This window comes from Rhizobacter sp. (genome assembly GCA_019635355.1).
Taxonomy (GTDB): Bacteria; Pseudomonadota; Gammaproteobacteria; order Burkholderiales; family Burkholderiaceae_C; genus Rhizobacter.
In genome coordinates, this window is record JAHBZQ010000001.1 from 4,307,274 (window position 1) to 4,329,349 (window position 22,076).

The 22,076-nt window shown below is 68.0% G+C and carries 21 protein-coding genes; 5 read left to right on the forward strand and 16 right to left on the reverse strand.

Translation table 11 applies throughout. From position 1 onward, the window contains the following. Nucleotides 1-6: 6 nt before the first annotated feature. The gene (locus tag KF892_20085) at nucleotides 7-885 is read right to left on the reverse strand and encodes an SDR family NAD(P)-dependent oxidoreductase (GenBank protein ID MBX3627319.1); all 879 of its coding nucleotides are present in this window, start codon (nucleotides 883-885) and stop codon (nucleotides 7-9) included. 170 nt (nucleotides 886-1,055) lie between these two features. Between KF892_20085 and KF892_20090 the strand changes: the two genes are divergently transcribed. The 4 genes from KF892_20090 to KF892_20105 are packed head-to-tail and all read left to right on the forward strand — an operon-like array spanning nucleotide 1,056 to nucleotide 5,938. Beyond that, nucleotides 1,056-1,820, forward strand: coding sequence for an SDR family oxidoreductase (locus KF892_20090; GenBank protein MBX3627320.1), 765 nt, complete (start codon nucleotides 1,056-1,058; stop codon nucleotides 1,818-1,820). Nucleotides 1,821-1,836: 16 nt separating this feature from the next. Beyond that, on the forward strand, nucleotides 1,837-3,042 hold the full coding sequence (locus KF892_20095; GenBank protein MBX3627321.1) for an acyl-CoA dehydrogenase family protein: 1,206 nt from the start codon (nucleotides 1,837-1,839) through the stop codon (nucleotides 3,040-3,042). A gap of 7 nt (nucleotides 3,043-3,049) precedes the next feature. Next, nucleotides 3,050-4,189, forward strand: a complete 1,140-nt coding sequence (locus KF892_20100; protein ID MBX3627322.1) for an acyl-CoA/acyl-ACP dehydrogenase — start codon at nucleotides 3,050-3,052, stop codon at nucleotides 4,187-4,189. 3 nt (nucleotides 4,190-4,192) lie between these two features. After that, entirely contained in the window at nucleotides 4,193-5,938 is a 1,746-nt protein-coding gene (locus tag KF892_20105) for an acyl--CoA ligase (protein MBX3627323.1), read from the forward strand. A 15-nt stretch (nucleotides 5,939-5,953) separates the two neighbouring features. On the opposite strand, the gene KF892_20110 is transcribed toward KF892_20105, so the two are convergent. Beyond that, nucleotides 5,954-6,475 (reverse strand): N-acetyltransferase, encoded by a 522-nt coding sequence (locus KF892_20110; protein ID MBX3627324.1) that lies wholly within the window; start codon nucleotides 6,473-6,475, stop codon nucleotides 5,954-5,956. Nucleotides 6,476-6,541: 66 nt separating this feature from the next. On the opposite strand from KF892_20110, the gene KF892_20115 reads away from it, so the two are divergent. Further along, on the forward strand, nucleotides 6,542-7,126 hold the full coding sequence (locus tag KF892_20115) for a helix-turn-helix domain-containing protein (GenBank protein ID MBX3627325.1): 585 nt from the start codon (nucleotides 6,542-6,544) through the stop codon (nucleotides 7,124-7,126). Nucleotides 7,127-7,130: 4 nt separating this feature from the next. On the opposite strand, the gene KF892_20120 is transcribed toward KF892_20115, so the two are convergent. The 14 genes from KF892_20120 to KF892_20185 form a co-directional block, all read right to left on the reverse strand. Further along, the gene (locus tag KF892_20120) at nucleotides 7,131-7,763 is read right to left on the reverse strand and encodes a TetR family transcriptional regulator (GenBank protein ID MBX3627326.1); all 633 of its coding nucleotides are present in this window, start codon (nucleotides 7,761-7,763) and stop codon (nucleotides 7,131-7,133) included. A 61-nt stretch (nucleotides 7,764-7,824) separates the two neighbouring features. Further along, the gene (locus KF892_20125; protein MBX3627327.1) at nucleotides 7,825-8,943 is read right to left on the reverse strand and encodes an acyltransferase family protein; all 1,119 of its coding nucleotides are present in this window, start codon (nucleotides 8,941-8,943) and stop codon (nucleotides 7,825-7,827) included. Then, nucleotides 8,943-9,686, reverse strand: coding sequence for an enoyl-CoA hydratase/isomerase family protein (locus tag KF892_20130; protein ID MBX3627328.1), 744 nt, complete (start codon nucleotides 9,684-9,686; stop codon nucleotides 8,943-8,945). The genes KF892_20125 and KF892_20130 overlap by 1 nt, the downstream gene beginning before the upstream one ends. A gap of 33 nt (nucleotides 9,687-9,719) precedes the next feature. Beyond that, a complete protein-coding gene (locus KF892_20135) occupies nucleotides 9,720-10,529 on the reverse strand; it encodes an enoyl-CoA hydratase/isomerase family protein (protein MBX3627329.1) in 810 nt (269 codons plus the stop codon). Further along, complete coding sequence (locus KF892_20140; GenBank protein MBX3627330.1) at nucleotides 10,526-11,722, reverse strand: CoA transferase; 1,197 nt, start codon at nucleotides 11,720-11,722, stop codon at nucleotides 10,526-10,528. The genes KF892_20135 and KF892_20140 overlap by 4 nt, the downstream gene beginning before the upstream one ends. Nucleotides 11,723-11,761: 39 nt before the next feature. After that, nucleotides 11,762-13,315: a carboxylesterase/lipase family protein gene (locus KF892_20145; GenBank protein ID MBX3627331.1), complete on the reverse strand. Its 1,554-nt coding sequence runs from the start codon at nucleotides 13,313-13,315 to the stop codon at nucleotides 11,762-11,764. An 80-nt stretch (nucleotides 13,316-13,395) separates the two neighbouring features. After that, on the reverse strand, nucleotides 13,396-13,941 hold the full coding sequence (locus KF892_20150) for a pyridoxamine 5'-phosphate oxidase family protein (GenBank protein MBX3627332.1): 546 nt from the start codon (nucleotides 13,939-13,941) through the stop codon (nucleotides 13,396-13,398). A gap of 62 nt (nucleotides 13,942-14,003) precedes the next feature. Further along, nucleotides 14,004-15,575, reverse strand: coding sequence for an acyl--CoA ligase (locus KF892_20155; GenBank protein ID MBX3627333.1), 1,572 nt, complete (start codon nucleotides 15,573-15,575; stop codon nucleotides 14,004-14,006). Between the two features lie 52 nt (nucleotides 15,576-15,627). Next, nucleotides 15,628-16,680, reverse strand: a complete 1,053-nt coding sequence (locus KF892_20160; GenBank protein ID MBX3627334.1) for a cyclase family protein — start codon at nucleotides 16,678-16,680, stop codon at nucleotides 15,628-15,630. Beyond that, nucleotides 16,677-17,885: an ABC transporter substrate-binding protein gene (locus KF892_20165; GenBank protein MBX3627335.1), complete on the reverse strand. Its 1,209-nt coding sequence runs from the start codon at nucleotides 17,883-17,885 to the stop codon at nucleotides 16,677-16,679. The genes KF892_20160 and KF892_20165 overlap by 4 nt, the downstream gene beginning before the upstream one ends. 33 nt (nucleotides 17,886-17,918) lie before the next feature. After that, entirely contained in the window at nucleotides 17,919-19,106 is a 1,188-nt protein-coding gene (locus KF892_20170) for a beta-lactamase family protein (GenBank protein ID MBX3627336.1), read from the reverse strand. Nucleotides 19,107-19,259: 153 nt separating this feature from the next. After that, the gene (locus tag KF892_20175) at nucleotides 19,260-20,186 is read right to left on the reverse strand and encodes a glyoxylate/hydroxypyruvate reductase A (protein MBX3627337.1); all 927 of its coding nucleotides are present in this window, start codon (nucleotides 20,184-20,186) and stop codon (nucleotides 19,260-19,262) included. Between the two features lie 34 nt (nucleotides 20,187-20,220). Continuing rightward, complete coding sequence (locus KF892_20180; GenBank protein ID MBX3627338.1) at nucleotides 20,221-20,991, reverse strand: class II aldolase/adducin family protein; 771 nt, start codon at nucleotides 20,989-20,991, stop codon at nucleotides 20,221-20,223. Nucleotides 20,992-21,127: 136 nt separating this feature from the next. Continuing rightward, nucleotides 21,128-22,060: an FAD-binding protein gene (locus KF892_20185; GenBank protein ID MBX3627339.1), complete on the reverse strand. Its 933-nt coding sequence runs from the start codon at nucleotides 22,058-22,060 to the stop codon at nucleotides 21,128-21,130. Between the last annotated feature and the right edge of the window lie 16 nt (nucleotides 22,061-22,076).

Sequence of the window (22,076 nt, forward strand, 5' to 3'; positions counted from 1 at the left end):
CGGTCGTCAGCTCGACGCCGCCATCGCCTTGCCCACTTCATTGCGGCCCTGCTCGCTGCCGCTCTGCGGCACCACTTCCTCGTCGCGCGACGAGATGGCCTCGAACTGCGCCGCCACCTGGTCGTCGGCATCGGCGCCGGTGCCGATGTGCGTGCCGAGCGTCATGGTCACGTAGCTGCGGGCAAACGTGCCGGCGCCGGCGTTGAGGATCACGCGCGTCGGCGCGTCTTCGCTCACGAGGTAGAGCAGGCCGGGCGTCACGGCGGCAGGCGCGAGCTTGTCGAGCACCACCTGCGGCATCAGGCCTTCGGTCATCGCGGTGGCCGCGGTCGGGGCCAGGCAGTTGACCTTGACGTTGTCTTTCGCGCCTTCGAGCGAGAGCGTCTGCATCAGGCCGACGAGTGCCATCTTGGCGGCGCCGTAGTTCGACTGGCCGAAGTTGCCGAAGAGGCCCGACGACGAGGTGGTGTTGACGATGCGGCCGTACTTCTGCGCGCGCATGATGTCCCACACGGCCTTGGTGCAGTACACCGCGCCCATCAGGTGCACGTCGACCACGAGCTTGAAGTCGGCCATCTCCATCTTCGAGAAGCTCTTGTCGCGCAGGATGCCGGCGTTGTTGACGAGGATGTCGACACGGCCCCAGGTGTCCATCGTGGTCTTGACCATCGCCTGCACGGCGTCGAAGTCGGTCACCGAGCACGACACCGCGATGGCCTGGCCGCCGGTGGCCTTGATCTCGTCGGCCACGGTCTGTGCGCCAGGGCCCAGGTCGTTCACCACCACCTTCGCGCCACGCTTGGCGAGCGCGAGTGCGTGCTCGCGGCCCAAGCCGCCACCTGCGCCTGTCACGATCGCGACACGGCCGTCAAAGCTAATGCTCATAGTCCTCTTTCCAACAATCTGGTATGTTTTCCGAGGCTCAGAAAAAGGCCCTGTTTCACAGGGCAGATCATCACTCGGAGACAAGGGTTTAGAAAAGTCGGTTGGTCGCCTTGCGCGCCTGCGTGGCCCAACCCTCGAAGCCCCTCCATTTAACCAGCAAGGAAGCTCTCATGTCGTTGTTCGATCTCACAGGCAAGGTCGCCGTCATCACCGGCTCGTCACGCGGCATCGGCAAAGCCATCGCCGAGCGCATGGCCGAACAAGGCGCCAAGGTCGTGATCTCGTCGCGCAAGCCGGAGCCCTGCGCCGAGGTGGCCGCGGCGATCAACAAGGCCCACGGTGCGGGCTCGGCGATCTCGATCCCGGCCAACATCTCGTCGAAGGACGACCTCAAGCACCTGGTCGACGAGACCACGAAGCAGTTCGGCAAGGTCGACATCGTGGTGTGCAACGCCGCGTCGAACCCGTACTACGGCCCGCTCGCCGGCATCGAAGACGACCAGTTCCGCAAGATCCTCGAGAACAACGTGATCGCCAACCACTGGCTGATCAACTTCGCCGCACCGCAGATGATCGAGCGCAAGGACGGCACGATCATCATCGTGTCGAGCATCGGTGGCCTGCGCGGCTCGCCGGTGATCGGCGCGTACAACATCTCCAAGGCAGCGGACTTCCAGCTCGCGCGCAACCTGGCGGTGGAGTACGGCCCGCACAACATCCGCGTGAATTGCATCGCGCCTGGTCTGATCAAGACCGACTTCGCGAAGGCGCTGTGGGACAACCCCGAGACCCTGAAGCGCTCGACTGCCAACGCCCCGCTGCGCCGCATCGGCGAGCCCGACGAGATCGCCGGCGCGGCCGTGTTCCTCGCCTCGAAGGCCGGCTCGTTCATGACGGGCCAGGCGCTCGTCATCGACGGCGGCGTGACCATCTGACCGATCGGAGCAACGCATGACGACTGCGACTGCAGAGAAGCCCGAACTGAAAACCTTCCGCGAAGAAACGCGCGCGTGGCTGGAGCAGAACTGCCCGCCCGAGATGCGCAAGCCCGTCACCAGCGAAGACGACGTCTGCTGGGGCGGCCGCAAGTGGAAGTTCTCGTCCGACGCGCAGAAGGTGTGGCTGGAGCGCATGGCCGCGAAGGGCTGGACAGTGCCGACCTGGCCCAAGGAATACGGCGGCGGCGGCCTCGCTGGCGAGCAGGCCAAGATCCTCGCGCAGGAGATGCGTGCACTGAACTGCCGCGCCCCGGTGCAAAGCTTCGGCATCTGGATGCTGGGCCCGGCGCTCTTGAAGTTCGGCACGCACGAGCAGAAGCTCGAGTTCCTGCCGCCCATCGCGCGTGGCGAGATCCGCTGGTGCCAGGGCTACTCGGAGCCCAATGCCGGCTCCGACCTCGCCTCGCTGCAGACCAAGGCCGAAGACAAGGGCGACCACTTCATCGTCAACGGCCAGAAGATCTGGACGTCATACGCCGACAAGGCCGACTGGATCTTCTGCCTCGTGCGCACCGACCCGCAGGCGAAGAAGCACACCGGCATCAGCTTCGTGCTCTTCGACATGCAGACGCCGGGCGTGACCACCAAGCCCATCCTCCTGATCTCGGGCAAGTCGCCCTTCTGCGAGACCTTCTTCGACAACGTGCGCGTCGAGAAGAAGAACCTCGTGGGCACGCTCAACGCCGGCTGGGACGTGGCCAAGTACCTGCTGACGCACGAGCGCGAAATGATCGGCGGCATCGGCGACCGCGGCGCGGCCAAGCCGCTCGGCGTGTTCGCGCTGGAGCAGGTGGGGGCCGATGCGCAAGGGCGCGTCGCCGACCCGGTGCTGCGTGCACAGATTGCGCAGTTCGAGGTCGATGAAGCGGCCTTCCGCCTGACGATGGAGCGCGCGATGGACATGGCCCGCGCCGGCCAGGGCAACCCGGCCTTCAGCTCGGTGCTCAAGTACTACGGCGCCGAGCTCAACAAGCGCCGCCACGAACTGATGATGCAGGCGGGCGGCAGCGATGCGCTCGATTGGGAGAGCCCGCGCTCGCGCGAAGGTGCGCTGGCGCGTGCGTGGCTGCGCACCAAGGGCAATTCCATCGAAGGCGGCACGAGCGAAGTGCAGCTCAACGTCATCGCCAAACGCATCCTCGATCTCCCTGGAGCCTGAACACCTCATGGCACTCGTACTCACTGAAGAACAAGGGATGCTGCGCGACAGCGCCAAGTCATTCCTCGCCGACAACGCCCCCGTCTCCGAGCTGCGCAAGCTGCGCGACACGCGCAGCGCCGATGGTTTCAACCGCGGCCTGTGGAAGCAGTTCGCCGAGATGGGCTTCATCGGCGTGCTGATCCCTGAAGACCTCGGCGGCATGGGCCTCGGCCTGGTGGAAGCCGGCGTGGTGATGGAAGAGATCGGGCGCAACCTCACGGCCTCGCCCTTCCTCGCGTCCAGCGTCGTGGCGGCGACCGCGCTCCTGAGCGCCGGCACCGCGGCGCAGAAGCAGGCCACCTTGCCGAAGATCGCCTCGGGCGAGTTGATCGCCACGCTGGCGGTCGATGAGCACAGCAAGCACAACCCGCGCAACACCGCGCTCAAGGCCGAAAAGAATGGCAGCGGCTACACGCTCGATGGCGCCAAGACCTTCGTGCTCGATGGCCATGTGGCCGATCTCTTCATCGTCGCGGCCCGCACCAGTGGCGCCAAGGGCGATCTTGCCGGCGTCACGCTCTTCCTCGTCGATGCGAAGACGAGCGGCGTGAAGGTCGAACGCGTGGTGATGGTCGACGCGCACAACGCCGCACGCATCACCTTCGACAAGGTCGCCGTGCCCGAAAGCGCCGTGCTCGGCAAGGTCGGCGAAGGCCTCGTGCCGCTGAACGCCGCGCTGAGCGCCGGCCGCGTGGCCGCCTCGGCCGAGATGCTGGGCATCGCCGACGAGGTGTTCACCCGCACGGTGAATTACCTCAAGGAGCGCCAGCAGTTCGCCAAGATCATCGGCGAGTTCCAGGCGTTGCAGCACCGCGCGGCCCACCTCTATTGCGAGATCGAGTTCACCCGCTCGGCAGTGCTGAAGGCACTGCAGGGGCTGGACGAAGGCACGCCCACGGCCATCGGCCTCGCCTCGGTCGCCAAGTCCAAGGCGGGGGCGACCGTCACGCTCGCGGTGCAGGAAGGCGTGCAGATGCACGGCGGCATCGGCATGACCGACGAATTCGAGATGGGCTTCTTCATGAAGCGTGCGCGTGTGCTGCAAGAACTCTTCGGTGACGCGACCTACCACGCCGACCTGCTGGCCCAGCTGAAGAAGTACTGAGCGATGACGACCTCACCGGATGCGAAACCCTGGCCGGTGATGTCGCTGGCCGAAGCGCATGCCTTGATGACGGCGCCGGGCACGCAGTTCGAGATCGAAGAGATCACGATCCGCGGCGTGCCCACGCGCGTGTGGAAGAACGCCCCGGCGACGCTTCGCGACCTCTTCCTCGCCGGTCGTGCGCATGGGGGCAAGACCTTCCTCGTCTACGAAGACGACCGCGCCACCTTCGAGAGCTTCTCGCGCGCCGCGCTCGCCATCGCGCATGCGCTGCTGCGCGACGGGGTGAAGAAGGGCGACCGCGTGGCCGTGGCCATGCGCAACCTGCCCGAGTGGCCCGCGGCCTTCTTCGGCGCGGCGCTCACGGGGGCCATCGTCACGCCGCTCAACGCCTGGGGGCAGGGCGCCGAACTCGAATACGCCCTCAACGACTCGGGCGCGAGCGTCGTCTTCCTCGACGGCGAGCGGCTCGACCGCCTGGCCGACGGCCACCTCGCGAACTGCAGTGCGCTCCAGCGTGTCTACGTCACCCGCGATGCGAGAACCCATGTTGACGCCCGCGTGCATCGCCTGGAGAGCATCACCGGCACCGTCAACGACTGGGGCCGCCTGCCCGAGCTGCCGCTGCCCGACGTGAACCTCGCGCCCGACGACGACGCGACCATCTTCTACACCTCGGGCACCACCGGCGCGCAGAAGGGCGCGCTCGGCACGCAGCGCTGCACCGGCACCACCGTCTTCGCCGGCCTGTTTTCCGGACAGCGGGTGTTCATCCGCAAAGGCGAGCCGGTGCCCGACCCCGCGGCTCGCACGCTGCAGCGCGCCTCGCTGGTGGCGATCCCGTTCTTCCACACCACCGGCTGCCAGTCGATCCTGGCCGGCGCGCTCTATGGCGGCAGCAAGCTCGTCACCATGCACCGCTGGGACGTGGAGCAGGCGATGGACCTGATCGAGCGCGAGCAGATCACCGTGGCCGGGGGTGTGCCCACCATCGCGTGGCAGATCCTCGAGCACCCGAACCGCGAGCGCTACAACCTTTCGACCCTCGAGAGCGTGGCCTACGGCGGTGCGCCGGCTTCGGCCGAACTCGTGCGGCGCATCAAGCAGGTGTTCCCCACCGCGTCACCCAGCAGCGGCTGGGGCATGACCGAGACCAGCGCCACCTTCACCCACCACAGCGGCGAAGACTACGTGCGCAAGCCCGACAGCGCCGGCCCGTCCATCCCGGTCGGCGAGCTGCGCATCGTGGGCGAGCAGGGCGAGACCCTGCCGGCCGGCGAGGTGGGCGAGCTCTGGGCCAAGGGCCCGCATGTGGTGAAGGGCTACTGGAACAAGCCCGAGGTCAGCGCCGAGACCTTCACCGAAGGCTGGGTGAAGACCGGCGACCTCGCCTACCTCGACGACGAAGGCTGGCTCTACATCGTCGACCGCAAGAAAGACATGCTCATCCGCGGCGGCGAAAACATCTACTGCACCGAAGTCGAAGGCGTGCTCTACGAGCACCCCGCGGTGATGGATGCGAGCGTGGTGGGCCTGCCACACAAGCAGCTCGGCGAAGAGCCCGGTGCGGCCGTCACCCTCAAGGCCGGCGCCGAGGCGAGCGAACAGGAGTTGCGCGCTTTCGTGGCCGAGCGGCTGGCGCGCTTCAAGGTGCCGGTGCGCATCCTCGTGCTCGACGAGACCTTGCCGCGCAACGCCAACGGCAAGATCCTCAAGAAGGAAGTGAAGAGGCTGCTGGGCGTGGCCTGAGCGGCGAGGCGGCGCTCAGCCGTCCACCGGCGCGGCCGGCGTGTCGAGGAGGCGCTGGTAGAAGGCCAGGTCGAGCCAGCGGCCGAACTTGAAGCCTGCCTGGCGGATGGTGCCGGCGTGTTCGAAGCCCAGGCTTTCGTGCAGCGCGATGCTGCCGGCGTTGGCGGCATCGATGCCGCCGATCAGCGTGTGCACCTGGCGCTCGCGTGCCGCCTCGACGATGGCTTGCAGCAGCGTGCGGCCGAGGCCCTTGCCGCGGTGGTCCTTGTGCACGTAGATCGAGTGTTCCACCGAGTACTTGTAGGCCGGCCACGCGCGGAAGGTGCCGTAGCTCGCAAAGCCGAGCAGCGTGCCGGCCTCGTCTTCGCAGCCGATGACCGGGAAGCCGTTGGCACGCTTGGTGGCAAACCAGCCCACCATCGACTCGGGGGCGCGCGGCTTGTAGTCGTAGAGCGCGGTCGAGCTGACGATGGCCTCGTTGAAGATCTCGAGGATGGCGCTGGCGTGGCGGGCTTCGGTGCAGTCGACGAGTGTCATGGGTGATCCTGCGGATGTGCTGTCGGTTATGATCGTAACCGATCCGTTCTCTAAAGGAAACGAGCTGTGGCACTTCCCGGGCTGGCCGAGCCGGCCGACATCGACGCGCTGATCGCCGGTCGCCTGCTGGCCTTGCGCCAGGCGCGGGGCTTGAGCCTCTCGGAGCTGGCCGCGCTCTGTGGTGTGAGCAAGGCCACGGTGTCGAAGGTCGAGCGTGCGCAAAGCAGCCCGAGCGCAGCCATCCTCGGGCGCCTGGCGGCGGGGCTGGGCATCCCGCTCGCCCAGCTGCTGACCGATGACGCGGCTCCACCCACCGAGCGCGTGCGGCGCCGGGCCGAGCAGCCGGTGTGGCGCGACCCGGCGCAGGGTTATCGCCGTCGCCAGGTGGCCGAGCGCGATGCGGTGCACGGCCCGGAGATGGTCGAGATCGAGTTGCCGCGTGGCGCCCAGGTGCACTACCCGCGCTGGAGCGGCAAGCCGTACCGGCAGCGCCTGTGGATGGTCGAGGGCGAGCTGCGCGTGGCTTACGGCGACGAGGTCTACGAGCTCGCGCCGGGCGACTGCCTCGATTTCGGCGTCGACCGCGCCTTGTCGTTCAAGGCGCTCGGTGGGCGCGGCTGCCGCTACCTGCTGGTCGTCGCGGCCGGCTGAACGCTCAAGCCGCGGGCCGCGCGCGCAGGCCGTTCAGCACCATGTCGAGGTACTGCTCCACCACCTGCACCGCGCTGAGCGGGCCGCCCGGCTTGTGCCAGCGCGGGAGGTAGTTCACGCCCGAGAGCAGCAGCCGCGTGGCGAGCGCCGGGTCGATCTCGCGCAGCGCGCCTTGCGCCACGGCGTCGCTCACGCACTGGCGCAGCAGGCGCTCGAAGCGGTCGCGCTCGGGCACCACCGCCTGGCGCTGGGCGGGGTCGAAATTCGACCAGAAGGTGTTCGACGAGCTGATCCAGCCGGCGCGGTCGCGGTCGATGTGGTCGGCGCTGCACAGCAGGAAGACGCGGATCTTCTCCAGCGGGTCGGTGACGCCGGCCACCGCCTCGGTCACACGCTCGACGAGCGCCGCCATGCGCCCGGCCACCACCCGCTGGAAGAGCGCTTCCTTCTCGGGGAACCAGTAGTACAGCGCCGCCTTGGTGATGCCCGCCTGCTCGGCGATGTCGCGCAGCGAGGTGCCTTCGTAGCCCTTCTGGGCGAAGAGGCTGGCGGCGATGGTCACCAGCTGCTCTTCGCGCAGCCCACCCTCGGGGGCGGTCTTGCGGGCGGTGGTGGCGGGGGTCTTCTTGGCGGGCATGGTGCACTCGGGCGGGCCCTGCATCGGGCGCCGGGATCATATCGACAAGCCGGTGCGGCCCCTACAGCACCCGCCGCACCGCCGGCAGGCGCAGCAGCACGCCGGCGAGCCAGTAGCACACGAGGCCGGCGGCGCATCCGGTGACGGCGAACTTCAGGAGCGCGGGCGCCGGCACGCCGCGCCACGCGAGCGCGATGGCCACCACCGGCAGCGGGTGGATCACGTACATCGCATACGCCCGGCGCGAGAGCTTCTGCCACAGCGGCGATGACACGGTGTCGCCGCGTTGCACGCGTGCCAGCAGCCAGAGGATCACGCCCCAGGCGACGAAGGGCTCCCAGAAGGCGTACAGCAGGGCCGGCAGGTTCCAGCCCCCCATCGGGTCGGCCTGGAAGAGCGGCACCGCGTCTTTCAGCAGGCCGAGCGGCGCGAGCAGCGGCACCGTGCACCAGGCGATGCGGCGCCAGCGGCGCACTTGCGGCGCGGGCACCTGACCGAGCCAATCGTGTTGGGCCGCGAGCTTGCCGGCCACGTAGAGGATCACGTAGCCCGCGAAGTAGCCGAGCTGCAGCCCCCACCACGTGCTGCCCACTGGCCACACGAGCCGCAAGGCGAAGGCCGCCGTGCCCCACACGAGCGCTGCCAGCAGCAGCTGCCGGTCGGACGGCGGCGGCCTCGTGCCTCGATGCGGCCAGCCGGCCACGCGGTGCACGAGCAGCGAAGCGAGTGCCATCAGCAGCAAGGCGGTCGCAAACCACAGCGGCCCTTGCTCGAAGACGCCGCGCCGCCACAGCGCAGCGAGCACCTGCGTGAATTCGCGCTCGCGCAGCGTGCTCTGCACCAGGGCGATGGTCACCGGCCCGAGCAGCCAGCCGAACACGAGCAGCGGAATGCCCAGCCGCACGAGCCTGTCGCCCAGGAAGCGAGCCGCGCTCTTGCGCTCCAGGGCCTGCGGCGTGAAGTACCCCGCGATGAGGAAGAAGAGGCCCATGAACCAGGCCTGGTTGATGGCGCAGAAGAAGGTGAGCAGGATCGACGACGGCCTGTCGCCCTGTGTCAGCTCCCGGTAGAACCAGCCCCCCGCGCCGCCGTAGGTGATGGCGGTGTGGTGAAAGATCACCAGCAGGGTGACGCCTGCCTTCAGCCGGTCGAGCCCGTCGTGGCGCCCGGCCGTTCCCATCAGCGGCCCTTGAAGTTCGGCGTGCGCTTCTCGGCCCAGGCGGCCGCGCCTTCCTTCAGGTCGTCGGACTCGGCGGCGCGCGCGATGTCGCGCTGCAGGTCGGTCGCGTCGAGCGTGCCGCGGGCGATGCGGGTGAGGTGCTTCTTCATGCCGAGCAGCGCGAGCGGCGCCATCTGCGCGAGCGTCTGGGTGAGCTGGTCGGCGGTGTGCGTGAGTTCGTAGGCTGGCACGAGGTGCGTGAGGAAGCCGCAGGCGTGCATCTCGCGCGCGCCGATGCGCTCGGCGGTGAGGAAGAGGCGCTTGGCCATGTTGATGCCGAGCCGGCTCACGTAGCGCTCCATGCCGCGCTGGTAGAAGTGCAGGCCGAGCCGCGCGGCGGGCATGAACATGTCGACCGCGTCGCAGCCGATGCGGAAGTCGCAGGCGAGTGCCATGTCGGTGCCGCCGCCGTACACACCGCCTTGCAGCACGGCGATGGTGACGGGGCGCGCGTCTTCGATTGCATCGACCATCTGGTCGAAGCTCACGCCGCGGGCGCTGCCGATCTGGCCGATGTCGTAGCCGCTGCAGAAGTACTTGCCTTCGGCCTGCAGGCGCAGCACCAGCACCGCCTCGTTGGCGTTGATGGCGGCCACATGCTCCGACAGGGCGGCCAGGTCTTCCGGTGCGAGGCGGTTGGCTTGCTGCGGCCGGCGCAGCGTGATGGTGGCGATGTGGTCCTGGATCGAGAGATCGGGTGTCATGTGCCCGATTCTCTATGCCTCCACGCGGCGTGACTAGCGGCCTCTGAACTCCGGCCGGCGCTTTTCCATGAAGGCCTTGCGGCCCTCGATGTAGTCCTCGCTGTTGAAACACTGGTCGATCATCGCGGCCACGTGCGAGGCATCGGTGCGCGAGTAGCGCTCGAAGGTGTTGACCGCCGCCTTGGCGGCGCGGATCGTGAGCGGCGCATTGCGGGCGATGGCGCCGGCGTACTGGCGCACATGCTCTTCGAGGGTGGCCTCGGGCACCACGGTGTTGAGCAGGCCCATGCGCAGCGCTTCGGGCGCGTCGAAGAAGCGGGCGCTGAAGAGGATGTCGCGCGCCGACGAGGGGCCGACGAGGCGCGCCAGCGCCGCCACGCCGCTGTAGTCGTAGCCGAGGCCCAGCTTCGCGGCGGGGATGCCGAAGGTGGAGCCCTCGGCGGCGATGCGCACGTCGGCGCTCAGCGACACCGCCAGGCCGCCGCCGATGCAAAAGCCCTGGATCATCGCGATCAGCGGCTTGTCGAGCTTGTTGAGCCAGATGCGCCCGGCTTCGGCCACCTCGCCGTACTGCTTGCGCTGCTCGGCGTTGGAGCGCTTCTCGCCGAACTCGGAGATGTCGGCCCCCGAGGCGAAGGCCTTGCCACCGGCGCCCTTCATCACCACCACGCGCACGGCGTCGTCGTGCTGGAAGGCTTGCAGCGCGTCACCGAGGCCGGCCCACATCTCCAGCGAGATCGCGTTGCGGCGCTCGGGGTTGTTGAAGGTGAGCCAGCCGATGCCGCCTTCCACCTGGGCGATGAGTTTGTCGGTCTTCAGGGGAACGTTGACGAGGGCGCTCACGCGATGGCTCCTTGTTCTTTCAGGTTGTCGATGGTGTTGGCGTCGAAGCCCAGCTCGGCGAGCAGCTCGCGCGAGTGTTCGCCGGCATCGGGCGCGGCATGGTGGAAGGCCTCGGGGTGCGGGAAGGCCGACAGGTTGATCGGCGTGCGCACGAGATTCACCTCGCCGAGCACCGGGTGACGGGCGGGGCGCGTCATGCGCAGGTGCTTCGTCTGCGGGTCGTTGAAGGCCTGGCCGATGTCGTTGATGGGGCCGCAGGGCACGCCGACGGCGTTGAGCTTCTCCACCAGTTCGGAGGTGGAGAAGCGGCGGGTGAGCGTGTTGACATCGACGTTGAGGCGCTCGCGGTGCTTCACGCGCGAGCGCACGTCCACGTAGTCGGGGTCGTTGAAGAGGTCGTCGGCGTGCAGCACCTTGCACATCGCGGCCCACATCTTCTGCGTGCTCGCGGCCACGTTGACGAGGCCGTCGTTCGCCTCGAACACGCCCATCGGCACGGCGGTCGGGTGGAAGTTGCCCTGCTGGCGCGGCACCTCACCGCTCATGGTGTAGCGCGCGCCCTGGAAGTCGAGCTTGTTGAGCATCGATTCCAGCAGCGAGGTGTGCACCCATTGGCCCTCGCCCGTGTGTTCGCGGTGGAGCAGGGCGAGCAGGATGCCCTGGCCGAGGAACATGCCGGCCGAGGTGTCGCTCACCGCGATGCCGGCGCGCATGGGGCCGTGGCCGGGCTCGCCGGTGATCGACATCAGGCCGGCGAGGCCCTGCACGATCTGGTCGACGCCAGGGCGGTCGCGGTAGGGGCCGTCCTGGCCGAAGCCGGAGATGCTCGCCAGGATGATGCGCGGGTTGATGGCCTTGAGCTGCTCGTAGTCGAGGCCGAGGCGCGTCTTCACGTCGGCGCGGAAGTTCTCCACCACCACGTCGGCTTTCTTCACCAGGTCGTGCAGGAGCGCGATGCCCTTCGGGTGCTTGAGGTCGATGCACAGGCTGCGCTTGTTGCGGTGCAGGTTCTGCTCGTCGGCGTTGCGGCGCAGGGCGCCGGTGATGTTGCCGGTCGACTGCTTGGGCGGCGCTTCGATGCGGATCACGCGCGCGCCCCAATCGGCGAGCAGGCGCACGGCGGTGGGGCCGGCGCGCGCGATGGTGAGGTCCAGCACGGTGTAGCGGGACAGGGGGAGGGCTGCTGTCGTCATGTGTTTTGTTTGTCTGGCGCGCTCTTATCTCGCGCGCTCTTACCTGGCATAGAGCGAACTGCCCGGGTGGAAGGCGGGCACCTGCGCGATGGCTTGGCGCTCTGCACCTCGCGGGTCGTTGACGACGGCGGTGTCGGCCGAGAAGACCATCGTCGCGCGCTCGTTGAGGGAATAGGTGGGCCAGGTCGGCAGCTCGTCGTGCTGCGGGTTGCCGGTGCGGGCGAACTGCGCCCACGCGCGCATCATCTGGCGCTCGAGCTTCGGCAGCTCCGGCCCGTCGCCGGTGAAGGCGTGGGCGAGCGCAACGTTGCCGAACACGAAGGGGATCTCGGCGGTGTGCGGCGACATGAACTTGCCGCCGAGCACCGCGCTCTCCCACGCGAACTCGTAGGCGTAGACCGGGGCGGTGCCCTGCTTCACCTTCTGCTCGGCGCCGGTGATGTTGTTGAGGCGGTAGAGGTAGTCGCTCGCGATGTAGGCGAGCAGCTCGCTGCCGGGGGCGTTCGGGTGCTCGCGCTCGTAGACCGCGAGCACGGCCTCGGCCTGGGCCTCGTCGACGCGCAGGAAGCGCTTGATGCGCTGGCGCGCCTCGTCACCCTCGACGGTGAAGTTCGTCGGGTCGGCCGCGAGGAAGAAGGTCGCTTCGGTGCGTGTGTGGCCGATCATCAGCGGCACGCTCGCCGACACCTCGGGCGCGGTCGGGTGGAACGGGTGGCGCTTCAGCGTGCGGCCGTCGATCACCGGGCGGAAGCTGTCTTGCCCGCCGCTCGCACCCACCACCGATTGCATCGCGTGCAGCAGCGTCGTGGCGGGCACGGCCTGCAGTGCGGCGAAGTCACCCTCGGGCAGCTCGAGCTTCTGGAACAGCTTGCGCGTGGCCGCTTCGCATTCCTCGCGCGGCTGCACGCGAAAGCCCGACGACGAGCTCTGCACGATGGCGCGGTGGAAGAGGCCTTGCGCTTCGGCCATCGCCATCAGGATGGCGACCTTCGCACCACCGCCCGACTGGCCGAAGATCGTCACGCAGCCGGGGTCGCCGCCGAAGCGTGCGATGTTGTCGCGCACCCAGCGCAGCGCGGCCACGAGGTCGAGCATGCCGGCGTTGCCCGCATCGGCGAAACGCGGGTCGCTGTTGGCGAGCGGCGTGAGGTAGCCGAAGAGGTTGAGCCGGTGGTTGACGGTGACGAGCACCACGTCTTCACGCTGCGTGAGCGAGGCGCCGTCGTACACGTGCGAGCTGCCCGAGCCGAGCGCGAACGCGCCGCCGTGCAGGTAGACCATCACCGGGCGCTGGCGCGCATCGGCCGCGGGGGTGTCGACGTTGAGCACCAGGCAGTCTTCGCCGAGCGGTGCATCGCTCGCGAGCCACTGGAAGATGCGTGTGCGCGGTGTGACGATCTGCGGGCAGCTGGAGCCGTAGGCGGTGGCCTCGCGCACGCCGCTCCACGGCGTGGCCGGTTGGGGAGGCAGGAAACGGTGGGCGCCGCCGGTGTCGGCGGCGTAAGGGATGCCGCGGAAGCTGAAGCCGCCGCCTGCACGGGCGCTGCCGCGCACCCGGCCGAGCGTGGTCTCGACGATGGTGGAGTCTGTCATGGCCTTGTTCAGATATATCTGATAAGGCTACAGATATGTACTCCCATCGTCAACGGGCCTTGCCCGGGTACGGGCTCCCGTCAGAGAGCGGCCTTGTAGCGCGCGATCATTTCTTCCTGCGTCTCGACCGGGCCTTCCATGCCGCTCTGGTCGCGAATCATCTCGCCAAGCGTCGGCAGCGCGGAGCGTTTCACCTGCGACGCCGGGTCCCACAGCCGCGATCGCATGAAGGCCTTGGGGCAGTGCAGGTAGATCTCGTCGGTGCTGACGACGATGGCGAGCTTGGGCGCGCGTTTGTCGTCGGGCAGGGCTGCGAGATGCGCCGGGTCGCGCGAGAGGTGAGCCGCGCCGTTGACGCGCAGCGTCTCGTCCACGCCCGGGATCATGAAGATGAGCCCGACCTTTCCGGTCTCGACGATGTTGCGCATCGAGTCGAGGCGGTTGTTGCCGGGCGAGTCGGGGATGAGCAGGGTGTGCTCGTCCCAGGCTTTGATGAAGCCCGGCGCGCCTCCGCGCGGCGACGCATCGGGCATGCCGCTCGCGCCGCTGGTGGCCACCACGACAAAGGGCGTGAGCTCGATGAAGCGCAGGCTGTGCTTCTCGAGCGTCGAGAGCTGCTTGCGCATCGCCCGCGGGCTGGGCTCGCCGTAGAGGCCGGCCAGTTCGTCCAGCGAATCGATGCGCACGTTCAGGCCACGATGTGCGGCTTGGACTCCGCGACATGCTTGTCGCGCAGCTCGCGCTTGAGCACCTTGCCGATCGCGCTGCGCGGCAGCTCGTCGATGAAGTGCACCGCCGAGACCCGCTGCGTCTTGCCGACCTGCTGGGCAAACCAGTCCTGCAAGGCCTGCTCGGTGATGGGCTCGCCTGGCTTCTTCACGACGTAGGCCACCGGCGTCTCGCCCCAGGCTTCGGACGGCACGCCCACCACCGCCACGTCGGCCACGGCGGCATGCTGGCGCATCACGGCTTCGAGGTCGCTCGGGTAGATGTTGAAGCCGCCGCTGATGATCATGTCCTTCTTGCGGTCCATGAGCGTCAGGAAGCCGTCTTCGTCGAAGCGGCCCACGTCGCCGGTGCGGATGAAGCGTTCGCCTTCGAGGCTGTACCACTCGGCGTCGCGCGTCTTGCCGGGCTGCTGGTGGTAGCCGCTCATCATCGAGACGCTCTTGCCCACCACCTCGCCCATCTCGCCTTGCGGCACCACCTTGCCGTGCTCGTCGATGAGGCGGATGTCGTGGCCCTCGGCGGGCTTGCCCACGGTGTGCAGCTTGTTCGGGTAGGCGTGGGCTTCGAGGATGCAGGTGCCGCCGCCTTCGGTCATGCCGTAGAACTCGACCAGGCCACCCGGCCAGCGCTTGAGGATGTCGGCCTTGAGCGCGGCGCCGAACGGCGCGCTGGTGCAGAACTTGAACTTGAAGCTCTTCAGGTCGAACGAGTCGAACTCGGGCACGGCCATGATGCGCGAGTACTGCACCGGCACGAGCATGGTGTGGGTCACGCGGTGCTTCTGCGCGAGCTCGAGGTAGCCCTTGGCGTCGAACTTCGGCATCAGCACCACGGTGCCGCCCCAGGCGATGGTGGGGAAGAAGACGACCAGCGTGGTGTTGGAATACAGCGGCGTGGCCAGGATGGTGGTGCCGCCCGGGCCGTACTGGTAGGCATCGCCGCCGCGGCGCACGTGCGCCCAGCGCATCTTGTGCGGCTGCACGATGCCCTTGGGCGTGCCGGTGGTGCCTGAGGAATAGATGATGTTGAAGGCCCAGTCGGGCTTGGGCTTCACCTCTTTGAAGGTGGTGCCGGCGGGGGCGACCCAGTCCTTGAGCTGCTGGCCGACCGGCGAGCCGTCGAGCGAGACGCGCGGGATGTTCAGGGCCTCGGCGGCCTTCACCGCTTCACCCGTGGCTTCTTCGGTGAAGAGGATCTTCGCGTCGGCGTCGGTCAGCATGCCTTGCAGCTGCTCGGGTGTGGACCCGGGGGCGAGCGGGGCCACCACCACGCCGGCGCGCAGCGCGCCGAGGAAGATGGCTGCGTAGTGCACCGACGAGTAGGCGCAGATCGCAATCGCCTGCTGCGGCTTGATGCCGTCACGCTTCAGCGCAGCGGCCACGCGGTCCATCATCGCGTCGAGCTGGGCGTAGGTGACGCTCGCGGTCTTGTCGACGAGGGCGAGGTGGTTCGGGTCGCGCTTGGCGTGCGCGCGCACCTGGTCGGCGATGACGCCGAAGTCTTTTTCGAAGGGGGCAGCGATCGGGTTCATGATGATTTGCGAAAAGGCCCGTCGACAAGCTCAGGGCGAACGGGAGTGGGGGCTAAACGGTGGCGACGGCGGTGACGGGAGACCCCACCGCGCCGGGCAGGCGCAGCGGTGGCGCCGTGAGCAGGAAACGCGATCGATTGTGGGCGCGCAGCCAGCCGGCGAGGTCCGTGAGGAACCACAGTTCGCCCAGCGGCACGCCCAGCTTGAAGAGGCAGTGCTCGTGCAGCGGCAGCGCGGCGCGCTCGGCGTCGCCTTCGGTGTCGCGTGCGGGGTAGGCCTCGACGGCGTAGTTGTCGGCGATGAGCGCGGCCACGCCGCTGTCGGTCACCCACTGCAGCAGCTTCTCGTCGCGGCCGTCGAGCGTGGCGCACGCGTTGTTGAGCACCTTCATGTCGGGCTCTTTGTTCATCGAGAGGATGACGTCGGCGAAGCCGGTGTAGAAGAGCAACATGTCGCCCTTCTCCACCGTCACCTGGTCGGCCTCCATGATGCGCATCAGCTGGTCGTAGCCCACGCGCTCGCGGGTGTTGCCGATGTGGGCGTGCAGGTTGACGAGTACGCCGCGGCCCTGGATGGCCTTGACGGCGAAGTTCTCGACGCCGAGCTTCAGCGCATACGAATTGCCTTCGCCGCAGCCGCAGGCGGCGAGCTTGAGGTCACCCGGGCCGAGCACGTCTTCATGCGCGCGAAAGCCGTTGTAGTAGACCTTCTCCGGCTCGCCGTCGCCGTCGGTGTCGAACCACGAGCCCACGTGCGCGAAGGTGTCCCACTGCGTGGAGTACTGCAGCGTGATGAGCACCTGGTCGTCGCACACCACGTCGGTGTTGCGCTTGTCGAAGCGTCGCAGCGGCATGTTCATGAACGGGTCGCCGCTCAGGTCGGTGGGGCGCAGGTCGGGCGGCTTGCGGCGCGGGTTGAGCTTGGCGCCGCCGGGGTAGTCGAGCGGGAGCGAGAGGCCGAAGGAGAGGCCCTCCTTCACTTCGGCCACGCCTTGCTTCACCTTCTCGGGCGTGAGCAGGTTCAAGCGGCCCAACTGGTCGTCGGGCCCGAAGTCGCCCCAGGTCGAACCTTCGGGGCGTTTTTTCCAGCGAGGAGAGGTGCTCATTTTTTGACGAGAGGGCAAGCGCTCGACGCGAGCGGCGTGAAGGCCTGGTCGGCCGGCACCGTGCCCTTGAGCGCGTAGTAGTCCCAGGGGTACTTCGACTCGGCCTGCTTCTTCACCTGGAACAGGTACATGTCGTGCACCATGCGGCCGTCTTCGCGGATGCGGCCGTTCTTGGCGAACATGTCGTTGATGGGCGTGGCCTTCATCTTCGCCATCACCGGCTCGGTGGCATCGGTGCCCGCGGCCTTCACCGCGTTGAGGTAGTGCAGCGTGGCCGAGTAGGCGCCGGCCTGGGCCATGTTGGGCATCTTCTTGGTCTTCTCGAAGAAGCGCTTGGCCCAGGCGCGGGTCTCGGGGTTCAGGTCCCAGTACCAGCCGGCGCTGAGCATCATCCCTTGCGTCGCGGCGAGGCCGAGGCTGTGCACGTCGTTGATGAACATCAGCAGGCCGGCGAGCGACTGCTTGCCCGAGGCGGTGAGGCCGAACTCCTTGGCCGCCTTGATCGCATTGATGGTGTCGCCGCCCGCATTCGCGAGGCCGATGATCTTGGCGCCCGAGCCCTGGGCCTTCAGCATGTACGACGAGAAGTCGGCCGCGCTCAGGGGGTGGCGCACCGAGCCCAGCACCTTGCCGCCGCCGGCCCTCACCACGTCGGACGTGTCTTTCTCCAGCACCGAGCCGAAGGCGTAGTCGGCGACGAGGAAGAACCAGGTGTCGCCCCCGTTTTGCACCACCGCCTTGCCGGTCACGTTGGCGAGTGCATAGGTGTCGTAGGTGTAGTGGATGGTGACGGGCGTGCAGGCTTCATTCGTCAGGCGCGAGGCGCCGGGCGAGGTGAAGACAGCGATCTTGTTCTTCTCTTTTGCGACGGTGGCAACCGCCAGCGCCGGCGCACTCGCGGCCACGTCGAGCACCGCGTCGAGTTTCTCGGTGTCGTACCACTCGCGTGCCTTGCTGGCGGCGATGTCGGCCTTGTTCTGGTGGTCGGCGGCCAGCACTTCGATGGGCTTGCCCAGCACCTTGCCGCCGAAGTCGTCGACGGCCATCTTCACCGCGGTCACGAGGTTGGGGCCGGTGATGTCGGAGTAGAGGCCCGACATGTCGAGGATCAGGCCGATCTTCACCTTGTCGTCCGAGATGCCCTGGGCCTGGGCGAGGGACGACACGGCCAGCGCACAGCCGAGGGCGAGGGTCTTCAGCTTCATTCGGTTGTCTCCGTTGTTGTGGTGAGAAGGAAATCAGAACGCGCCGTACACCATGTTGCGGAACACCTCGCGGTAGTACGTGCGCTGGCCGGGCGCCTGCATCATCCAGATGGCGATGAGCTTTTCCTGCGGGTCGATCCAGAAGGCCGTGCCGCCCAGGCCGCCCCAGTTGGACTCGCCCACGCTGCTGGCGCTGGCCGATTCACCCGGCGCCACGCGCACCGCGAAGCCCAGGCCGAAGCCGTAGCCCGGGCCAGGCAGGTAGCCGGTGTTGACACCGGGCACGCGGCTCGCGCGGATCACCTCGTCACCGAGGTGGTCGCTCATCATCGAGGCCACCGTCTTGGGCGAGAGGAGGCGCACGCCGTCGAGCTCGCCGCCGTTCAACATCATCCGGCAGAAGCGCAGGTAGTCGGCCGCGGTCGACACCATGCCGCCACCGCCTGACTCGTAGACCGGCGGCTTGGTGATGTCGATGAGGTTGACGGGTTGCTTGCTGTCGGGGTCGAGCTTGAAAGGCTCGGCGATGCGCGCGTGCTGGTCGGCCGGCACCGAGAAGCCGCTGTCCTTCATGCCGAGCGGCCCGAGGATGCGCTGCTGCAGGTACGCGCCCAGCGTCTGGCCTGACACCCGCTCGATGAGCGCGCCCAGCACGTCGGTGGAGCGGCTGTATTCCCACACCGTGCCCGGCACCGAGGCGAGCGGCAGGGTGCCGATGCGCTTGGAGAACTCGGTGTTGCTGAGGTTCACGCCTTCGACGCCGGCCTTCAGGTACTCGCTCTTGATGAGCGACTTGCCGAACACGCCGTAGGTCAGGCCCGAGGTGTGGCGCAGCAGGTCGTGCACGGTGGGCTGGCGTGGCGAGGGCACGAGTTCGAGCGTGGCGTTGCCGCTCGCGTCTTTCTTCTCGATGCCGAGCTTCTGGCCGGCGAACTCGGGCAGGTAGCGCGAGACGGGCGCACTCAGCTGCACCTTGCCGTCTTCCACCAGCATCATCACGCCCACCGACACGATGGGCTTGCTCATCGAGTAGATGCGGAAGATCGTGTCGCTCGTCATGGGCGACGACCCCGAGGGCGCTTGTGGGTTTCGCACGCCGATGGCCTTGTCGTGCACCACCTTGCCGTCGCGGTAGAGCACGATCACGGCGCCCGGCAGGCGGCCGGCGGCGGCGTCGCGGGTGACGAGGTCATCGAGCTTGCGCAGTGCCGCGGCGTTCATCGTGCCCGGCGTCTTGCCGGTGTCGCCTGCGCCGGGCGTGGCGCAGCCGGCCAGCAGCACGGCACTCGCGGCGAGGGTGGCCAGGAGGGTGCGTCGCAAGGTCGAGTGGGGGATCGTCATCGGCGTTGTCTCCTGTTGTTGTGGGGGTGAGCGTCAGTAGCCGCGTTGTCGGTCGACGGCCAGGGGCTGGGGCAGCCCGTCGCGGGCACGCCGCAGCGCATCGACGCACTGCTGGGCCACGGTGTCGAACGAGGCCTGCGCCGCGATGTGTGGCGTGGCCACCACCTGCGGGTGCGACCAGACCCAGTTGTCGGGCGGGGGTGGCTCGCGTTCGAAGACGTCGAGCGCCGCGCCGGCGAGGTAGCCGCCGTCGAGCAGGGCACGCAGGTCGGGCTCGACGACCTGCTCGCCACGGCCGATGTTCACGAAGAAGGCGCCGCGCGGCAGCTGCGCGAGCGTGTGGTGGTTGAGCAGGCCGCGGGTCTCGTCGGTGAGCGGCAGCGCGCAGACGAGGATGTCGGCCTGCGAGAGGAACTCGGGCAGCTCGTCGAGGCCGGCGAAGGTGGCCACACCGGGCACCTCGCGCGGCGTGCGGCTCCAGCCCCCGACCGGGTAGCCCAGCGGCAGGAAGGCCCGTGCGATGGCCTGGCCCACGGCGCCCAGGCCCATCACCCCGACGCGGCAGCGCACCGCGGTGCGCACCGGGTGGCGCTTCCATTCGGCGCGGGTCTGCTGGTCGGCGTAGAGCTTCAAGTCACGCGTGAACTGCAGCGTGGTCGCGACCACGTACTGCGCGATCTCCACGCCCTGCATCGGGTCGACCACGCGGGTCACGGGCACGTGCTCGGGCAGGTCGTCGACCAGCAGCTTCTCGGCGCCGGCGCCGGTGGAGCACAGCACGCGCAGGTGGGGGTATTGCGGCAGGATGCCCGGCCGCATGCGCCAGGCAAGGATGGCTTCCACCGCTTCGGGCGGTGGGTTGTCTTGTTCGGTCCAGACCGGGATGCCCCCGGAGGCTTGGCGCAGAGCGGCGGCGAACGGTGCCGACGGGAGGGGGTTCGACAGCACCAGGATGGCCATGGACTCTTTCTGCTCCTTTTACGCGTCGCCTTCTTTATGCGTCATAACCCGGGTTGCGGCGATCGAGCCGGCGCAGGAGGCCCGGCCACACCAGGTTGGAGCCCTGGCCACGCGAGGCATCGCGCGCTTGCCGCATGTTGAGCTCGACCACGTCTTGCGGAATGTGCGTGAGCTCCGCGCCACCCGACTGCGCGAGGATCTGGATGCGGCAGGAGGTCTCGAGCGTGTACATCGCCTGGAAGGCCTCGGCCACCGAGCGGCCGCAGGTGAGCAGGCCGTGGTTGCGCAGGATCAGGCAGTTGTTCTTGCCGAGGTCGGCACACAGGCGCGGCTTCTCGTCGTCGCGCAGCGCGATGCCTTCGTAGTCGTGGTACGCGATCTGGTTCAGCGGCAGCGTCGACTGCTGCGAGAGCGGCAGCAAGCCGTGCTTCTGCGCCGACACCGCCACGCCGTGCAGCGTGTGCGTGTGCAGCACGCAGTTGACCTCGGGGCGCGCCTCATGGATCGCACTGTGGATCACGAAGCCGGCCGGGTTGATGTCGAACTTCGAGGGGCTGACCTTCTCGCCGTGGTGATCGACCTTCACCAGGCTGGAGGCGGTGATCTCCTCGAAGAAGAGACCGTAGGGGTTGATCAGGAAGTTGTCGGGCTCGCCGGGCACGCGGGCCGAGATGTGGGTGAAGACGAGGTCGTCCCACCCGAACAAGGCCACCAGCCGGTAGGCGGCGGCCAGGTCCACCCGTGTCTGCCACTCTGCTTCGGAGACCTGGTTCTTGAGTGACGCAAATTCAAGCGGTGCATTCATGTCGTGTCTCCTGTTGAGTGGAACCCAGTTTTATAGCGACAGAGACGGCGCTTGTCGAAGTGGACGCTGGTGCGCTCGCATCGCTTGCTCCGTTCTGTCGCTTTTGTGATTGCGGCCTGGGTGATTGCCGTGTGGCTTAAAGCGCCTTCACCAGCTCGGGCACGGCGGTGAAGAGATCAGCCTCGAGACTGTAGTCAGCGACCGAGAAGATCGGCGCCTCGGGGTCTTTGTTGATGGCCACGATCACCTTGCTGTCCTTCATGCCGGCCAGGTGCTGGATGGCGCCCGAGATGCCGGCGGCGATGTACAGCTGCGGCGCCACGATCTTGCCGGTCTGGCCGACCTGCAGGTCGTTGGGGGCGTAGCCCGCATCCACCGCGGCGCGGCTGGCGCCGATGGCGGCACCCAGCTTGTCGGCCAGCGGCGTCATCACTTCGACGAACTTCTCGCTGGAGCCGAGCGCCCGGCCACCGGAGACGATGATCTTGGCGGCGGTCAGCTCGGGGCGGTCGTTCTTGGCGATCTCGCTGCCCTGGAAGCTGCTCTTGCCGGAGTCGGCGGCTGCAGCGGCGGTTTCGATGGCGGCGCTGCCACCGGTGGCGGCCGCGGCATCGAAGCCGGTGGTGCGCACGGTGATGACCTTGACCTTGTCACCGCTCTGCACCGTGGCAATCGCGTTGCCGGCGTAGATCGGGCGCTCGAAGGTATCAGCGCTCACGACCTTGGTGATGTCGCTGATCTGGCCGACGTCGAGCTTGGCGGCCACGCGGGGAGCGATGTTCTTGCCGGCCGCGGTGGCGGGGAAGAGGATGTGGCTGTAGTTGCCGGCGATGGCCAGCACTTGGGCGGCGACGTTCTCGGCCAGGCCGTGGTCGAGCTGGGCGCCGTCGGCGTGGATCACCTTGGCGACGCCAGCGATGGCGGCAGCGGCCTTGGCGGCTTCACCAGCGGCGTTGCCGGCCACCAGCACGTGCACATCGCCACCAATGGCGGCAGCAGCGGTGACGGTGTTCAGGGTCGCGCCCTTGACGGACTTGTTGTCGTGTTCAGCAATGACGAGAGTGGTCATGTTCTTTTCTCCTGCT

Bases quoted from the DNA above. Each gene is read 5' to 3' on its own strand.
- KF892_20145 (MBX3627331.1), bottom strand. From the start codon at position 13,315: ATGACAGACTCCACCATCGTCGAGACCACGCTCGGCCGGGTGCGCGGC.
- KF892_20125 (MBX3627327.1), bottom strand. From the start codon at position 8,943: ATGGGAACGGCCGGGCGCCACGACGGGCTCGACCGGCTGAAGGCAGGC.
- KF892_20155 (MBX3627333.1), bottom strand. From the start codon at position 15,575: ATGAACCCGATCGCTGCCCCCTTCGAAAAAGACTTCGGCGTCATCGCC.
- KF892_20150 (MBX3627332.1), bottom strand. From the start codon at position 13,941: ATGCGCAAGCAGCTCTCGACGCTCGAGAAGCACAGCCTGCGCTTCATC.
- KF892_20170 (MBX3627336.1), bottom strand. From the start codon at position 19,106: ATGAACGCCGCGGCACTGCGCAAGCTCGATGACCTCGTCACCCGCGAC.
- KF892_20180 (MBX3627338.1), bottom strand. From the start codon at position 20,991: ATGAATGCACCGCTTGAATTTGCGTCACTCAAGAACCAGGTCTCCGAA.
- KF892_20105 (MBX3627323.1), top strand. From the start codon at position 4,193: ATGACGACCTCACCGGATGCGAAACCCTGGCCGGTGATGTCGCTGGCC.
- KF892_20100 (MBX3627322.1), top strand. From the start codon at position 3,050: ATGGCACTCGTACTCACTGAAGAACAAGGGATGCTGCGCGACAGCGCC.
- KF892_20130 (MBX3627328.1), bottom strand. From the start codon at position 9,686: ATGACACCCGATCTCTCGATCCAGGACCACATCGCCACCATCACGCTG.
- KF892_20110 (MBX3627324.1), bottom strand. From the start codon at position 6,475: ATGACACTCGTCGACTGCACCGAAGCCCGCCACGCCAGCGCCATCCTC.
- KF892_20120 (MBX3627326.1), bottom strand. From the start codon at position 7,763: ATGCCCGCCAAGAAGACCCCCGCCACCACCGCCCGCAAGACCGCCCCC.
- KF892_20165 (MBX3627335.1), bottom strand. From the start codon at position 17,885: ATGAAGCTGAAGACCCTCGCCCTCGGCTGTGCGCTGGCCGTGTCGTCC.
- KF892_20160 (MBX3627334.1), bottom strand. From the start codon at position 16,680: ATGAGCACCTCTCCTCGCTGGAAAAAACGCCCCGAAGGTTCGACCTGG.
- KF892_20095 (MBX3627321.1), top strand. From the start codon at position 1,837: ATGACGACTGCGACTGCAGAGAAGCCCGAACTGAAAACCTTCCGCGAA.
- KF892_20140 (MBX3627330.1), bottom strand. From the start codon at position 11,722: ATGACGACAGCAGCCCTCCCCCTGTCCCGCTACACCGTGCTGGACCTC.
- KF892_20085 (MBX3627319.1), bottom strand. From the start codon at position 885: ATGAGCATTAGCTTTGACGGCCGTGTCGCGATCGTGACAGGCGCAGGT.
- KF892_20185 (MBX3627339.1), bottom strand. From the start codon at position 22,060: ATGACCACTCTCGTCATTGCTGAACACGACAACAAGTCCGTCAAGGGC.
- KF892_20175 (MBX3627337.1), bottom strand. From the start codon at position 20,186: ATGGCCATCCTGGTGCTGTCGAACCCCCTCCCGTCGGCACCGTTCGCC.
- KF892_20090 (MBX3627320.1), top strand. From the start codon at position 1,056: ATGTCGTTGTTCGATCTCACAGGCAAGGTCGCCGTCATCACCGGCTCG.